Source organism: Neisseria sp. P0021.S007 (genome assembly GCF_051956855.1).
Genome location: NZ_JBQCXA010000848.1, coordinates 1 through 581, shown reverse-complemented (window position 1 = coordinate 581; position 581 = coordinate 1). Strand labels below are relative to the sequence as shown.

The following is a 581-nucleotide window of genomic DNA, read 5'->3' as shown; positions in this document are numbered from 1 at the left end:
GCCTTATACGAGCCACACGAAACGCACAAACTCACGCACAAAGCGCAGATGATTTTGTTCAACATAGATATAGATCAGTAATGATGATGCGGAATCTCGCCATCAAGACGGTAATAAGTGCCGCAATACGGGCATTCAATCTCACTATTAGACTGAATCGGCAAGAACACACGCGGATGGCCGTTCCATGTTTCATGATTAGGGCCGGAGCAATGCAGCGGCAAATCCTGCGGCTTGATGACTACAACGTTTTTTTCAGACTGTGTACTCATGGTTTGGTTCCTCACTATGTTTTCTTATCTTCCGATATTGTAAAGCAAAACGGCCGCTAGGTTCAGACTGAAAACATTATATAATCACTTTTTTCAGACGGCCTTTAATGATTATGACTACCCTGCTCCGCCTTCAAGATTTCGATACTTCCGATTCCGCTTCATTTCTTTATACACTCAGCGCAGCCTATTTGGATCACACCGAACAAGCAGGAGATGAAGACATGTCCGGCCTCAACGACGAACAGCATACACTGACCGCCCTTTGCTATCTCGACAGCCAAATTCAAGAAGGCGGCTTCGTACAGC

At 45.6% G+C, this 581-nt stretch carries 1 protein-coding gene and 1 pseudogene; one reads left to right on the top strand and one right to left on the bottom strand.

The window, feature by feature from the left end; all coding sequences use genetic code 11:
• Positions 1-74: 74 nt before the first annotated feature.
• Positions 75-272, bottom strand: a complete 198-nt coding sequence (locus tag ACTHUR_RS16300; RefSeq protein ID WP_003745781.1) for a zinc-finger domain-containing protein — start codon at positions 270-272, stop codon at positions 75-77.
• Between the two features lie 113 nt (positions 273-385).
• Between ACTHUR_RS16300 and ACTHUR_RS16295 the strand changes: the two are divergent.
• Positions 386-581, top strand: a pseudogene (locus ACTHUR_RS16295) (hypothetical protein); the annotation flags it as partial.

Coding starts and splice junctions, on each gene's coding strand:
- ACTHUR_RS16300 (WP_003745781.1), bottom strand. CDS start 272: ATGAGTACACAGTCTGAAAAAAACGTTGTAGTCATCAAGCCGCAGGAT.